Source organism: Clostridium sp. Marseille-QA1073, from assembly GCF_054863625.1.
The window spans coordinates 117,971-132,921 of sequence record NZ_JBSVQM010000005.1; the positions used below are offsets into that span (position 1 = coordinate 117,971).

The 14,951-nt window shown below is 29.4% G+C and carries 11 protein-coding genes; 2 read left to right on the forward strand and 9 right to left on the reverse strand.

Going from position 1 to position 14,951, the window contains the following annotated elements; all coding sequences use genetic code 11:
- Positions 1-69: 69 nt before the first annotated feature.
- From celB to ACY1IQ_RS06260, 5 genes are all read right to left on the reverse strand, one after another.
- Entirely contained in the window at positions 70-1,383 is a 1,314-nt protein-coding gene (gene celB / locus ACY1IQ_RS06240; RefSeq protein ID WP_461613154.1) for a PTS cellobiose transporter subunit IIC, read from the reverse strand.
- Between the two features lie 36 nt (positions 1,384-1,419).
- Positions 1,420-1,722, reverse strand: a complete 303-nt coding sequence (locus tag ACY1IQ_RS06245; protein ID WP_461613155.1) for a PTS sugar transporter subunit IIB — start codon at positions 1,720-1,722, stop codon at positions 1,420-1,422.
- Positions 1,723-1,737: 15 nt separating this feature from the next.
- Positions 1,738-2,646, reverse strand: coding sequence for a BadF/BadG/BcrA/BcrD ATPase family protein (locus ACY1IQ_RS06250; RefSeq protein WP_461613156.1), 909 nt, complete (start codon positions 2,644-2,646; stop codon positions 1,738-1,740).
- A 33-nt stretch (positions 2,647-2,679) separates the two neighbouring features.
- On the reverse strand, positions 2,680-2,946 hold the full coding sequence (locus ACY1IQ_RS06255) for an HPr family phosphocarrier protein (protein WP_291566385.1): 267 nt from the start codon (positions 2,944-2,946) through the stop codon (positions 2,680-2,682).
- Positions 2,947-3,494: 548 nt separating this feature from the next.
- Positions 3,495-6,203 carry a sigma 54-interacting transcriptional regulator gene (locus tag ACY1IQ_RS06260; RefSeq protein WP_461613157.1) on the reverse strand — a complete coding sequence of 903 codons (2,709 nt, stop codon included), beginning with the start codon at positions 6,201-6,203 and terminating at the stop codon, positions 3,495-3,497.
- A gap of 410 nt (positions 6,204-6,613) precedes the next feature.
- Here ACY1IQ_RS06260 and ACY1IQ_RS06265 point away from each other — a divergent pair, with 410 nt between their 5' ends.
- Positions 6,614-7,336, forward strand: a complete 723-nt coding sequence (locus ACY1IQ_RS06265) for a hypothetical protein (RefSeq protein WP_461613158.1) — start codon at positions 6,614-6,616, stop codon at positions 7,334-7,336.
- 477 nt (positions 7,337-7,813) lie between these two features.
- Here ACY1IQ_RS06265 and ACY1IQ_RS06270 read toward each other — a convergent pair whose 3' ends face one another.
- Both ACY1IQ_RS06270 and ACY1IQ_RS06275 read right to left on the reverse strand, forming a co-directional pair.
- On the reverse strand, positions 7,814-9,163 hold the full coding sequence (locus tag ACY1IQ_RS06270) for a glycosyltransferase family 2 protein (protein ID WP_461613159.1): 1,350 nt from the start codon (positions 9,161-9,163) through the stop codon (positions 7,814-7,816).
- A 519-nt stretch (positions 9,164-9,682) separates the two neighbouring features.
- Positions 9,683-9,820 (reverse strand): hypothetical protein, encoded by a 138-nt coding sequence (locus ACY1IQ_RS06275; protein WP_461613160.1) that lies wholly within the window; start codon positions 9,818-9,820, stop codon positions 9,683-9,685.
- Positions 9,821-9,941: 121 nt separating this feature from the next.
- Here ACY1IQ_RS06275 and ACY1IQ_RS06280 point away from each other — a divergent pair, with 121 nt between their 5' ends.
- Positions 9,942-11,261, forward strand: coding sequence for an amidohydrolase (locus tag ACY1IQ_RS06280; protein ID WP_461613161.1), 1,320 nt, complete (start codon positions 9,942-9,944; stop codon positions 11,259-11,261).
- A gap of 113 nt (positions 11,262-11,374) precedes the next feature.
- On the opposite strand, the gene ACY1IQ_RS06285 is transcribed toward ACY1IQ_RS06280, so the two are convergent.
- A complete protein-coding gene (locus ACY1IQ_RS06285; protein WP_461613162.1) occupies positions 11,375-13,108 on the reverse strand; it encodes an ABC transporter ATP-binding protein in 1,734 nt (577 codons plus the stop codon).
- Complete coding sequence (locus tag ACY1IQ_RS06290; protein ID WP_461613163.1) at positions 13,105-14,913, reverse strand: ABC transporter ATP-binding protein; 1,809 nt, start codon at positions 14,911-14,913, stop codon at positions 13,105-13,107. Before ACY1IQ_RS06290 ends, ACY1IQ_RS06285 begins: the two co-directional genes overlap by 4 nt.
- Positions 14,914-14,951: the final 38 nt, after the last annotated feature.

A 14,951-nucleotide genomic window follows, 5' to 3' on the forward strand; every position in this document is an offset into this window, starting at 1 on the left:
AATATCTTTTGTTGAATTATGCATGAAATTTACAATAAATATTGTAGATTCCATGCATAATTTTAAACTTTAACTTTTTATGCTATTATCTATTTCCTTTATTATAGTTTTAGATTTTTTATCCTCAATTTTTTCTGCTAAAACAATGAAAGGAATATATATAATCACACCGATAGCAAGATTTACTATTTGTAATAGAGAACCTCTAATTGATCCTCCAGTTGCAATCCATCCACTAATTAGAGGTGGTGTAGTCCATGGCACCATAGCAATAGTACGAGGAACTAATCCTGTAGCAATAGCAATATAACTTATTATTGTTAATAGCACTGGTGTTAAAATAAATGGTATTATAAATGCTGGATTTAATACAATAGGCATTCCATATATCATAGATTCATTTATATTAAATAATCCTGGTCCTAATGAAAGGTTTGCCATATTTCTATGATGCTTACGTTTTGAAGCTATATAAATAGCAATTATTAAACAAATTGTTGCACCTGAACCTCCCATATAGACAAAGGCATCGAAGAATGGTTTTGTAACGATATTTGGTATAGATGCATTAGCTGCACCAGCTGCGGCAGCTGCCATATTCTTCTCAAGTGCTGGAAGATAAACTGCTTGCATAACCGGTTCTAATATATTGGAACCATGTAATCCAAAGAACCAGAATAAGTGATTTAAAAGTGCAATTAATATTGCTGACCAAAGTGTATTTGCTACTGCTCCTAAAGGTGCTTGTAGTGCATCATAAATTAATTTATGAATATCATCTACTCCAATTACAGCAAATAATATCCTAATTACTGAAAATATAGCTATTGTTATCATAACTGGTAATAATGATGCAAAGGATTTGGAAACTGCTGGTGGTACATTATCTGGCATTTTAATTATAAGTGACTTATTTCTTCTTAGCCTTACAAATATCTCTGTAGATATAAGTGCTACAATTATTGCTAAGAATAATCCCACTCCTCCAGCTGCACTATAAGGTATTCCTGAACCATCTGCTGTAGGTTTTGTTATAGATAATAGTGCTGCAAAAGCTACAACACCTGCTGTAAGTCCATCAGATTCATAGGACTTTGCAAGATTATAAGCTATAGTAAACACTACAAGAAATGACATTATAGCAAAAGATCCTGACCAAATGTTTCCTCCAAAGTTTTTCCATGACTCACCAAACACATTAGTCATAAAATTTTGATATGCTTCTATTGGTAATGCATTGATTAATGTACCTAATGAACCTGCTATAATCAATGGCATTAAAGTTACAAATCCATCTCTTATTGCTACAAGATGTCTTTGAGCACCTATTCGGCCTGCTACAGGTACAAAATGTTTCTCCATAAAATTAATAAATTTTTTCATTTTTTACCCCCCTAATATTTATAAAAGAGATTCTATTTACTTAGTCATGTCAATAGCTTGTTTTAATACAGCCTCTCCGTTCATAGTTCCGTACAAAATACTGTCAATTACACTTACTGGTATTCCCTTTGGTGTCATTAATTTTTCCATCTTTCCAAGTAGATATCTAACTTGAGGACCAAGTAAAACCACATCTACATCTTCATGATTTTTTACATCTGCTTCTCCTATTGCAAATATTTCAGCTTCTAAATTTTCCTTAGCTGCAGCATCCTGCATCTTCTTTACTAATAAACTAGTAGACATTCCTGCACAACAAACCAACATTATTTTTTTCATAACTTTCTCTCCTTTTTAATATCCATTACTTTTTAAGGCTAGATTTAATGCACCATGGGCTGAGTCTTTATAAGGAGCATGAATTATTACTTCGGGGAATTCATCATTTATTTTTTTCTTTAATAAACTATTTATAAGAGATGATTTTAAAAGTATGCTGCCTCCAAAACTTAGTTGAAAATTCTGAATTTTCATCTTAAATGAAAGAGTTTTGACCATTTTAAATAAATCTTCTACAGCTTTATTTACGATGTCTTTAGAGATTTTATCGGAATAATAGCTTTCTAATACAAGAGGTGCAAGGTCAGCAATATGTTGTTTTTTTGAATTATAAATAAATGGTATAAGTTCTTCATAGTCCGAAATTCCAAGATTTTTACTTACCTTTTCCCAAAGTATAGTTGTTTCACTTCTTCCATCATAGCTTTCCATTATCTTCTTAAGTGCATCTCTTCCAATGGCAAATCCACTTCCCTCATCGTCAATTATATGGCCCCATCCTCCTACTCTAACAGCATTACCATGGATATCAATGCCATAGGATATGGATCCAGTACCACTAATTAAAATGGCATCTCTCATGTCACCATTTGCCCCAACCAAAGTAGTTATGGAATCATTAAATATTAATAACTTATTTTTATAGCCTAATGTCCTAAAAATATTCTTTAAAAGGTTTTCATCATCCTCACAATCAATTCCAGCTCCGCCTAAACATATTGCACTAATATTTTCTTTAGCAATATTGTATTTATCATAAAAATAAGTGAACATGGAACTGAATACCTCTTCTGTTTGTTTTACGCCTACGCTGTGATAATTTGTAGGGCCAGATTTAAAACTGCCTATAACTTCATTATTATGGTTTCCTAAAAGACAAATAGTTTTTGTGCCGCCTCCGTCAATTCCAATATAATAGCCCATATACTCCTCCTTCTTGTAATGGAACATTAGCTGTTATTCATTAGGTAAAGTTTTATTGAATAATTCTTCTAATTCATTAAATGCTTCTGTTTCATCCTCCCCATCTATTAAAACAGATACACTATCTCCCATTGCTGCCCCAATACTCAAAATTCCTATTATGCTTTTTGCATTTGCTGATCTTCCATCTTTCTCAATGGTAATATTAGATTCAAATTGTTGTGTTAAATTAACCAATGTAGCTGCTGGTCGTGCATGAAGCCCTGATTTACTTTTTACTGTTACATTTAATTTCTTCATAACTTACCTCCTTTACACTAATAATTAAAGCAAATGCTATGCCAAAATTCTCATTTATATATAATTATTCTATATTTTTTTACTTTTTTAATAATGAATGGCTCTACTAAAGGCTTTATCATATAAATAAAAATTTTTCACAGTATTATTTACAACTAATATTAAGAAAAACTAAATTTAAATAATTCAAATAAATGAAGAAATTTTTTAAAATTTATATTTTATTACAGTCCCATAACCCTTGTTATCTCAATAGTTTGATAAGTATTAATCTCATCCTAACAATAAAATATTTATATTTCAATAAAAATATAAATACGGAAAAATAGTGTGTATACTGATATACACACTATTCTTATAGACTACACAGATTACACTATACTTGCAATGTAATAGGTATAAAATAACATGACTACTTAAGGATTATATAAATATTTGAACTTATATAAGTAAATAAGTTATGCAATAATAAATCTAATAACAAAACTTATTGACATAATATAGTATAAAATGGTTTAACACAATATCCAAATATTCTTCAAGTATATTTAATCTAATTCATTAAACATAAACATACGGCAAATATAGGCCGTTTCATTATTTGTAATTTCTACATCATATTGTTCTTCAAGGTTTTTTAAACATTGTTTTATTTGTACAATTTCTCTACTGTATTCATCAGTGAAGTCTTCCAAATCTTTAAATATTGATTCATTACCGCCATTCTTTAGTTTATCTATTAAAAAACATATATGAATTATTATTCCTATTTCGACTTCATCACTAATGGCTTTTTCTAACTGTATTTTTATTTTTTCAACTGTTTGTTTTACATCTTCAACAGTTCTTTCACAACCGTCAAAATTTAAGTGTTCTTTAAGTGATGAACTAATTTTATTATAAGTATCATTTACTTCAACTATTTCTTTAAGGGTATTTATCCCACCTTCAATTAATAAATCTTTTGCAGATATAAAAGGTATATCATCTATATGAATTTTTACTGTTCCAACTATAGCTAAAATTTTATAATTTTCTCTATAATAATCTACTGAACTTAAAAACTCTCTTCTATTTATGATATTCATTGGAATTATCTCTATTTTCTCAGTACTTGGTAATTTCTCACAAATAACTCGTTTTAACCTTTCCGCAGCTCCATCTCCAGTAAAACAAGCAGTTATAATAATATTCTTCTTTTCTATATTAGTTTTTCTGATTGGTTCTCTTATAAAAGAATTATTTTCTTTACAACTTTGGTATACTTCTATTAAGTCTCTGCCCAAAACTGCTTTTCTTAAACCTTCAATAACCATAGGAGTACTGGCTCTATCAATAGTTTTAACAACTATTCCAGTTTCTTCATATATCATATCTCCAAAATTTACTAGTGACCCCATATCAACTAAAAGCAAAACGCCCTTTCCTTTATTTATATCTTGTGCCTTCTTCTTCGCTAACTGGTATGCCTCTTCTGCATTCATAGTTAAAGGCATGTCTAGAGCAACTGCATGATTTACTCCCACCAAATCATTAGCAACCTGTACCATACTGCTAGCAGTACTATTTCCATGAAATATTACAAGTATCCCTACTTTATCTTTTTCTTCATTTTCTAATTCAAAAGAATTTGATGCTAAAAACATAGCAATATAACCTATTTCGTCAAGAGGTGTTTCGATATAAAAGGTATTATCAATGACCCTTGCTATTTCCATAGCAATTAAGAACTCCTCATCATATTTAGCTCTTATAAAATTCAATTTTGGATTATATATTTTCCTTCCACTCTTAATTCTTCTTATACTGCCATTTAAATGTAATGCAAGAGCAAAATATAAATTATCATCATATTCTTTATAAAGTTTATTTTGTGCAAAAGTTAATATATAATCTACTGTGTTAACTATCTCTTCTCCAACTATATTTATTATTTCCTCCCTCTTAACCTTAGATGTTATATATCCAATATGTTTTTTAAAATGACTTTCTATATCAATATTAAGGATTTGATTAATCTCACTATCTTGAATACCAGTTGCTTTTAAATTTTCTAACTTTCTTTCTATATCATCATAAAAATCTCCTTTTTCCTCATTACTCTCCTCCATTTCTTTTAATTCTTCTTCTTTATAATAAAATTTAAGTATATCCCCAGTATTTTTTAAAATATTATCTATTTCTTCTCTATTATCTTTTATTTTTAAAATTCCCTTTTTTACATAAATAGGTAGATCTTCTTGAGTGATTATTATATAACTTTTTCTTTGTGATTTATAATTTAAAAATGCCTTTGCACAGGCTAATTGTATATCACTTTTTAACTGTCCTATATTATTGGGACAATCGTATAATAAAAAAGACTCTAAAGAATTACGATTGATATATATGCTCTTTCCCAATCTTTTCGATTCATCCTTTATGAATAACTCAATAAGCCTATATCTTTCCTTCATTCCTCTATTCATTAATGATGGTAAAGTAATTATCATTGGAATCCTTCTAGTAAATGTCTTTAAAAGATGAGATTGAGGATTTTCCGTGGTAGCAGCTATTATCTGGACTGATGCCCTTTCTATTCTTTCCGTTTCGCCTAACAGTCTAAAGTGTCCTTTATCTATAAATGTAAAAAGTATTTCCTGTCCATGAGGTGGCAGTCTATGTACTTCATCAAGAAATATAACTCCACCATCAGCCTTTTTTAGCAATCCTTCTCTATCTTTATCTGCGCCAGTATATGCACCTTTTTTTACTCCAAAGATATAGGCTATTAAAAGTTGAGGATTATCTGCGTAATCAGCACAATTAAAATGTATAAAAGGTGCATCAAAAGAAAGCATTCCTGCCTCTACAGAGAATTTATACATAAGCTCCGCAAAAAGTGACTTTCCAACTCCTGTTTCTCCAAGGATAAGAGTATGTAATCCCTTTGGTGGATAAAGTATAGCTGCCTTAGCCTGCTGAATAGGCATTCGTAGACTATTCTTGGAACCTATAATGTTATCAAGACTATTTTTACCGTCATCTGAAGCAACAATATTTTCTTCTAAAATTTTATAAAGTACTGGACGACCTTGAATCTTCTGAAGCTTTTTTTCTAAATAAAGTTTATTAAGATGTCTGCTAACATTTGCCCTATCTAAATTTAATACTTTACTTACATCAAAAGCAGATACTCCCTTTGGCATTTTCTTTTGCAATACTGAAACTGTCTGTAATATTTTATCCTTACTCTTCAAAACATTCCCTCCAAACATTAGTAGGAAAATTTTATAAAAACAAATTCATACATCTTTTAAAAATAACTAGTAGAACCTTCTAAGAACATTTTTACAAAGTTCGATGTATATAATATAAATTCCACAGCATTATCTAGTTATTTTTTTAAAGGATGCGTTATTTATATAATTATAACACTTCTAAATGTTATTCACATTATTTGGAAGAAACTTTTAAAGCTGTTATTAATAAATTTACATAAAAACCATATTTTCAAAATATAATTATGATTATAAAAAATTATTTATTAGATTTTTCATAGTATATACTAGAAATTTTAAAAGTTATACTCTAAAATCCCAAAAAGCTGTAGCCTGATTTTTTAAACTACATACTATAATTATTAGAAAGTAATCCTTTCAATTAGATTGTAAAAGGAGATTTAATTATGAAGAATATAAAAGAAGTTATTAATATAGATAATTCAAATGATCAAACAGCAACTACATCAACAGAAGAAAAAATGATTCCTGAATTAACATTAGAAACATCAATGACAAAAGATGCATTGGTAAATACAACATCAGAAGAAGAAATGGAAGAAGAAACTGATTTACCAACTGAAACTAAAGAAGCTAATGCCATATTGCCATGTGGTTCTCCTTGCCCTCCAATGCCTAATCGTACAGCAAATTTTTGTTGTATAATAGATATTCCTAGTAATCTAAGAATTACTGCATTTGATGCTGCAAGAATTACCTATAACCTTGATTGTTTACAGTGTGTTGTAGAACCTTGCACTACTACTGCTACAGTTTGCGGCTGCCCTATAACTCTTACTGTGTTTAATGTGAAAATTGTAGGATGTATCCCATTCTTGATAAATGCCTTTATTACCAGTACAGCATGTACAAGAGTTAGAAATGGCTTCCCTAGAGATGCTTCTTTATGTTGTCATGATTCTGTATGCGTAAATAATATTATATGTACTAGATGTAGTGAAGCTGAAGCTAATGCTGCATGTGATATTATTCGTAAAAAACTAGATAACTGTACTTGTGTTGATGCAACTATTAATCCTCTTAGACCATTAGGTTGTTCTAATTTCCCTGGAGTGATTAAAGGCATCGCTGTTTCTGGTTTCTTTACTCTTCCAAATTGCAATCCATAGGATATCTTCTTAATATTAACTAAAATTTTTCTTATAAGTTACTCATATAAATAGAAAAATTATGGCTGTTCCTTTTGGAGCAGCCTTCTTAATTAATATTAATTATCTTAAGTTAAATTTTAAGTTTCCTACAAAAATTATCTTATTATATAAAATCTTTAAAGTTAAATAAGAATATTGCTCCTATTAATCCAAATCAATATAATACTAGAACATTATTTGACTCTTTTATAACTTACTTTAGATAGATTACAAATTAAATTTTCAACATTTCTCTTATATTCTATAGTAGTTAAAATTATTAACTTTACATTCATCATCTATCGTAGTAAAAATGTTAATCTACCTTCTAAATATACATAAAAATTTAAATAATAAGAAGTACTTTTTCGTAAAAAAGCACTTCCTATTATTTAATCTAGTTTACTATACTGTAAATATTATAAATTAATTCTATTTTTAAATATCACTTATTTATTATTTCCACTTACGTCTAAGATTTAATATTTCTTGAGAATATCCTATTATAGACATAGGGCTCATAATCATTTGATACATAAGTACATATACAATAAAACCTAATATATTTCTTCTTACTCTTAATCCTAGTCTTTTAAATACATGCCTTTGATACCTATAAAGTATAAAATTCTGAAATAGTGCTAAAGGCATAACAAATAATGTAAAAGGCCCTACTACCCAAAATATTCCAAATAATGCTAGTATCAATCCTGGCATCCAACAAAAAGTATATACAAAATCAAGATATGGCATAACAAGATTTATACCTGTAAGATAACGAACATAGAATATTGGATGTTGCCAAGGCTTAACTATTTTTAAAGCCTCAAGCATTCCTCTTGCCCATCGGCTTCTCTGCCTTGACAAATGCTTTAATGTTTTAGGTACATCTGTAAAAGCTACAGCTAATGGTTCAAAATATACTTTAAGATTATGCTTTAAAAAATTCCAAGTTAAAACAATATCTTCACCAATGGCATCAGGCCATCCTTCCATTAATCTTAAAGCCTCTGTTCTGTATAAAGAATAAGCTCCTTGAGCTACCAATGTTCCTTGATATAAACCTTGCATTCTCTTAATACTAGCAATTCCTAAAAAATAATCCCATTCCTGAAGCTTTGCAATAAAATTTTCTCTACTATTTCTTACCAAAACAGTTCCTGCTACAGCGCAAACCTCTTTTGGTGCAGATTTAATTCTTGATACAATGTACCTTATTGCAGATTTATGCAATAAAGTGTCTGCATCTAAAGTAACTGTATACTTCGTTGTTATGTAATTTAAAGCGCTATTTAAAGCATTATATTTTCCTAGCTTTTCTTCATAAAGAACTTGTAAATTTAAGCTCATTTCTTCTCCTGCTACCTGTGCAGAATTAAATGTGTTATCTGTAGAACCATTATCAACAACAATTACATTAATGTTTCCATCGTAATCTTGATTTGCTATATATCTTAAAGTATTAGCAATATTTTTTTCTTCATTTTTACATGCAATGATAATTGTAATTTCATCATTAGGGCTTGTATCTAAAAAATCTGGCTGCCTATCCATTAGAAGACTAGTAACAATAAATGCATTAATATAACCCGGTATATACCCTATACCAGCAATAATTAATATTGCTACTGGTTTTGTAACTATCATTCCAAGATCATTTATCCATGGTAAAGATACATATATAGAAAATATCATCCAACTAAATGCAATTATATGACTTAATAAAAACTTATAAGGTACTTTAATATAAATTTTTTTATGAAATAAATTTATTTTGTTTTTTACTTTAGTTTCAATCTCAAACATTTTAACCTCCATTCTACTAGTCTATAAATATAATATTTAAATATTTATATTGTATTACAAATATTCAATATAATGTAAGCATTTTTACATAAATATTCTTACAAGAATTAATTATTTTGCACTAATATTATAACTTATGAAATTAAGAAATTCAGTACTTTTAAATATGTAGTTTATGGTAATTTAAATCATAAATAGGAAATTATACATAATAAAAATATTATGTAAAATAATATGCTTTCAGTAATTACAGAAATAAACTCTAGTCTTTGTTTTCCTATCATTTGCTAATTCATATTACAAAATATTAGATCTTAATTTTTCTAAAAATAAAAAACAGAGATATTTATTTTTAATGAAATTAATATTAAAAGAAGTGCTAATAAATTATTAGTAATGCTTTTAATTGGTTAATAGATAGACTTAAGCATTTCTATCGTTAAACTTTTCCAGATATTATGATTTCAGTATTAGCTGCTATAATTTTATGATAGTAAAATATATTCTCCCTGTATTTTCTTAGGTTACTATTATAGCTTTACTTTTAACTCTACCTTCTAGTACTATATTTAAATTAGTTATAGAGTAAACTAATAATATAAATTTTCTAAGTATTACTACACCTATCTTAGCTTTTGCTGGAATTTCTATAGGCAATAAAAGAGATGTCTTGTAAAATTGTAATAATATATAATAGTATTTATAAATATCTTTTTTTCTTACTAGGTATGTCCCATTTTATTCTAAAATTTTAAGATAAAATATAGGAGGAATAAAAATGAATAAAGATGAATTAAAAAAACAAGTAATTAAAACTATTGATAAAAATAGAGATAAAATTATTGAAATAGGTAAAAAAATATACTCTACTCCCGAGTTTGGATATAAAGAATTTAAAACTACAAATACAGTAGTAGACTTTATGAAAAATGAATTAAATTTAGATGTTGAAGAAAATATTGCAGTTACAGGATGTAGATCTGAAATAAATTCTAATAAAACTGGCCCTAAGATAGCCATATTAGGTGAGCTAGATGCTATATTCTGCAAAGACCATAAAGATGCTAATGAAATAGGTGCTATTCATGCATGTGGTCATAATATACAAATAGCTGGAATGTTAGGAGCTGCTGTGGGACTTGTTAAATCTGGCGTTACTGATAAGTTAGATGGTAAAATAGAATTTATAGCAACTCCTGCTGAAGAATTAATAGAATTAGAATATAGAGATAATTTAAGAAAAGATAAAAAAATAAAATTCTTTGGTGGAAAACAGGAACTTATTTATCGTGGTTACTTTGATGGTGTAGATATTTCTATGATGTTTCACTCTTTATATATGGGTGAAGATAAAGCCTTGGTAGGTACTGAAAGTAATGGATTTATAGCAAAGAAAATTAATTTTATAGGAAAAGAAGCACATGCTGGTTCAGCACCTTATGAAGGTATTAATGCTTTAAATGCTGCTATGCTTGCTATGAATAATGTACACGCCCAAAGGGAAACTTTTAAGGAAAGTGAAAGAGTTCGATTTCATCCAATAATAACTAAAGGTGGGGACATAGTAAATTCAGTTCCTGCAGATGTTAGAATAGAATCTTATGTTAGAGCTAGAACTATAGAAGGAATGTTAGATGCAAATGCTAAAATTAATCGTGCTCTAATGGCTGGTGCTTTTGCTGTAGGAGCTGAAATAGAGATTACAGAAATTCCAGGCTATTTACCAATATTAAGATATAGAGAATTAGATAATTTATTTAAAGATAATTTAATTACTATTGGAATAGCTGAAGATAAAATAATAGATGGAGGAGATTTTACAGGCTCCTTTGATTTTGGAGATGTATCACAATTAATGCCTACTCTTCATCCTATGATAGGTGGAATAAAAGGAAGTCTTCATTCTAGAGAATATGAAATAATAGACGAAAATTTAGCATATATAACCCCTGCAAAAGCAATGGCATTAACTGTAGTAGATTTATTATATGACAATGCAAAGAATGCAAATGAAATATTAAATAACTTTACTCCTAAAATGACTAAAGAAGAATATTTAAAATTGATGGATAGTAATGATAAAGTAATAAAAGCATAAAAATAACATTATCTTAAATATCTTTATCCTAAATCATTTGAATAACAAAAATTCATAATTATAAAGCAATCCCCGTAGAACTTATTTATTCTACAGGGATTGATTTATAATTATTATGAAGATATACTCCATCTGCTAGATTGATGTTGTAAATTCCAAAGACGAGAATATAATCCTTTTTGAGAAATTAACTCCTCATGAATACCTTGCTCTACAACTTCTCCATTATCTAAGACAATAATATTATCTGCTTGACAAATAGTTTTTAGTCTATGCGCAACTACAATAACTGTTCTTCCTTGGATAAGTTCATTTATTGCTCTTTGTATATCTACTTCATTTTCTGGATCCAATGATGCAGTTGCTTCATCTAAAAGTACTACTGGTGCATCCTTTAGTATTGCCCTAGCAATAGAAATACGCTGCTTTTCCCCACCGGAAAGAGTGGAACCTCCTTCTCCTACAGGAGTATCGTACCCTTGAGGAAGCTTCATAATAAAGTCATGACAACATGCTCTTTTTGCTGCTTCTTCTACTTCACTCTGCGTTGCGTTCTCTTTACCAAATCTTATGTTATTTCCAATGGTGTCTTGAAAGAGATATACATCTTGAAATACCATAGAAACCTTCTTAAGAAGAGCTTCTGGCTCTAAATTTTTCATATTTTCATTCCCTATGAGAACTTCACCTTTCTGCGGATCATAAAAACGAGCTATTAATTTTAAAATAGTACTCTTTCCACTACCAGAAGGTCCTACCAATGCAGTTAATGATCCCTCTGACATCTTCACAGAGACATCTTTAAGAACACTGTTAGTTCCATATCCAAATGTAACATTTTTTAATTCAATATCATGACCTTCAGATGGCATTTTATCTCCTGATAAAACAGGTTCATTTAATAAATTTACAATTCTTTCTCCTGCTTGCTGATCGTAATTAATTTCTGAGAAATCCCCAAGCGCTGTAGTTAGAGGATCAAATACTCTTGTCCCTACAATTAAAAATGTAACAAATGTTATAATATCCAATTTTCCACCTAAAAGTAAATGTGTGCCCACAAACACCATTACTGTAAGTCCTGCTCTAATACAAGCTAGCGCTGCCAATACTATTGGTTGTAAAAATCCTTCTATTTTTATACTTTCAATCATAAATTGTCTAAATGCCTTTTCAAGACGAGTAAATCTTTCTCCTGTTAAATTGTATGCTTTAATGGTTCCTATACCGTTTAAATACTCTTGTAATCTATTAGCAGCATATATTTTAGATTCCATATGTCTCTTACCTACTCTTTTTTGTAATTTAGAAGTAGCTTTTATAATCAAAGTTCCTACAGGTAGCGCCACAAACATAGCAATAGCCATACGCCAATCCAGAAATAACAATCCAATAAAAGCAATCACTGGCATAACTAATGCTCCCACTAACTGAGGCATAAGGTGAGATATACAATGTTCTATTAGAGCAAAGTCACCCATCATCATATTTCCAAGATCACCAGGGTCTCTGCTTGTCAAATATCCAAGTGGTAATTGTCTTAAATGTTCAGCTAATTTAGCTCTTCCCTCTGCAGCAACTATAAATGCTCCTCTATACGCTGACTTATAAGCAGGTATTTCTCCTAAAAACATTATTATCATAGATACAAATAATGCACCACAGGTTAACCACAACTTGCCTATATCAAGAGCTGCTCCAGTTGAATAAGATTCAAATATTATTTTTGCTGCTGTTATCGCTAAAGTAAAAGGTAAGATATTTAAAATATTAGATAGAACCGAAAAGAAAATTGGTTTTCTTAACTTCTCTGGATTTCCAGCAGTTATATTATAAAGGATTTTCATGCTATACTACCTCCCTTTTCAAGCTTCCATTTTCCTGCATCAGTATATGCATCCCACATTTTTTTATAAAGCCCATTATTTGCTTTTAATTTCTGATGTGTACCTTTTTCTACAATGCATCCTTCATTTAGAACAATAATTTGTTCTGAGTCTTGTATAGATGAAAGTCTATGAGCAATAACTATTACGGTCTTATTTTTCATTAATTCTTTAAGTGCTAATTGCATTTGATATTCGTTTTCTGGATCAGCAAAAGCTGTTGCTTCATCAAGTACTAAAATAGGAGAGTTCTTAAGTATAGCTCTTGCTACTGATACCCTCTGTTCTTCACCACCAGAAAGATAAGTTCCACCTTCTCCTATGAGAGTATCATATCCATTTGGAAATCTTTCAATAAACTCATGACATTGTGCAGCTTTTGCAGCAGCATACACTTCCTCTTTAGTTGCATCAGGTCTTCCTACCAAAATATTTTCATAAATAGTATCATAGAATAAAAATGAATCTTGAAAAACAAAAGATACTGTATTCATTAAATTCTCTGTACTCATATCCCGTATATCCACTCCACCTATAGTGATGGAACCTTTTTTTACATCCCAAAATCTAGGAATTAAGTTTGCAATTGTAGATTTTCCTGAACCAGAAGGACCTACAAGGGCAGTTACTTTTCCTTGTTCTGCCTTAAAATTTATATTTGAAAGTGCTTCTTTACGTATTGAGTTTTCAGTTGAATCATAACTAAAGGATACATTTTGAAATTTAATATCAAATTTTTTTGGCATTTTAGGATTCTTTACTTCGGGCATAGCTTCTTCTTTAAGAATTTTATCTATACGTTCAACACCTTCAGAAATATCTCCTATTGTAGAAGCAAAATTAGCAAACTTATACATAGGAGCTGATACTCCTGGTGCCATAATTAAAAAGAAAAGTAAAGTTAGCGCAAATGCTATATTTTCAGGTTTTCCACTTAAAATATATACACCTACAGGTAAAATAAATGTTAAAGAAGCTCCTAGCATTACCTTAAAAAAAACATAGCTATTTTGAAACTGATCTGTATATCTTACACAATAATCTCTATAACTTATCATATCATCATAAAATTTTCTAAAGGAACGTACAGTTTGTCCAAATATCTTTATAACTGGCATACCTCTTACATATTGTACAGTTGATGCATTGATTCTCTCTAAGGAATCATGATAAAACTTTAAGTTTTCTTTAGCTTTTTCACCAGTTCTCATTCTAGACTGAACAAAAAAACCTAAAAATAGTGGCACAATGCAAGCAATGGCAAGCAATGGACTCAAATAAAACATTGCTATTATCATTACTACTGTTGTAGCTAATACATTAACTAAATCCGGTAATTGATGAGCAACAAAGTTCTCAATTTTTTCTACATTTTGTTCCATAGTTTTTTTGATTGCTCCTGTGGAGTTCTTAGTAAAATATCCAAGTGGGAGTTTTACTATATGAGTTGAAAGTTTTACACGTAATCCATATAATATACGATAAGCAGCCATATGGGAACATAACCCAGAAAAATACATAGTTATAATTCCACCAATTAATCCTATTAATGCTATAGTGCCCCAATGCATCATTAATGCTCCATTAGCTAAAGAAGGATTAAAAGCATTCTTTAACAATTCTGCAAGTATAAAATAAATAGATATATAAGGTACAAGCATACAAATAGCACTAATAGATGATAATGTCCCTGAAATAATTAGTAGCCCTCGTTTTTCTCCAGCAATTTCTAATAAACGAGGGATTCCTGACTTTTTCTTTTCCAAAATTTTTGCCTCCTTTATATTGAAAATATTATACATTT